The following is a 958-nucleotide window of genomic DNA, read 5'->3' as shown; positions in this document are numbered from 1 at the left end:
AACGTATATTCAAGTGAAGTGAAATGGGCAGTAGTCAAAGATAAGCTGAGTGGTGAGTTAACAACGAAAGAGATCATGGAGAAGTACGGGATCAAAAATGAATCTCAAATCAAAACATGGATGAAATGGTATCGTTCTAACCAACATTATCGATTTGATCAGCCGATTGGAAAACAATATAGCTATGGGCATGGTCCTGATTCTGTGAGTGAGGATGACAAGAGAGAGCGACAACTGTCTCATCTGAAGATGGAAAACGAAATCTTAAAAAAGTACATGGAGATCGAAAGAGAGTTGAAAAAGAAGTAGTCATAAAAATTGTAGAGTTTCTTCGGGAAAAGTATACAATCACCGCCATTCTTAATGCTTTGAATGTACCAAGAGCAAACTATTACCGTTGGATTAAAGGATCTGTGGAAGCACCTTCGGTGCTAGAAAAAGCCATCATCGAACTAAGTAAACAGACGAAGTATCGGAATGGCCATCGGAAAATAAAGGCATTATTACAGCAAATCTATCGATTAAAAGTCAATCGGAATACCGTACAGAAAATCATGCAAAAACACCATCTTCAATGTCGGATCAAGCCCAAGCGAAGATGGAAGTCTCAAGGTGAGCGCATCATAACGGCACCTGATCTTCTCAAGCGTGACTTCACAGCAAGTAAACCGAATCAGAAGTGGGTGACGGATATCACCTATATCCAATACGGCAGCACGACGAAATATCTTTCAACCATCATGGACTTATTCAATAACGAGATCATTGCCTACAAATTATACGAGCACCAACAAACGCCTCTCGTTATCGATACGTTAAAGGTAGCGCTTGAGAATCGAAACCACCCCGAGGGGGTCATCATTCATTCAGACCAAGGAAGTGTCTATACGTCATATGCCTTTCAAGATTTCGTCCAGAAGAACCATCTAACAAGCAGCATGTCTCGTAGAGGAAACTG

2 protein-coding genes are annotated in these 958 nt (G+C 40.8%); both read left to right on the top strand.

From position 1 onward, the window contains the following. Positions 1–309, top strand: a 309-nt coding sequence (locus tag KNQ13_RS16340; protein WP_214773281.1) for a helix-turn-helix domain-containing protein, incomplete at its 5' end; no start/stop codon positions are given. 2 nt (positions 310–311) lie between these two features. Beyond that, on the top strand, positions 312–958 hold a 647-nt coding region (locus tag KNQ13_RS16335; RefSeq protein ID WP_353048754.1), incomplete at its 3' end, for an IS3 family transposase.

Source organism: Exiguobacterium sp. s128 (assembly GCF_018618815.1).
GTDB classification, from domain to species: domain Bacteria; phylum Bacillota; class Bacilli; order Exiguobacteriales; family Exiguobacteriaceae; genus Exiguobacterium_A; species Exiguobacterium_A antarcticum.
Note: the sequence above shows the minus strand (reverse complement) of the source record. Positions and strands in the feature narration are given on the sequence as shown.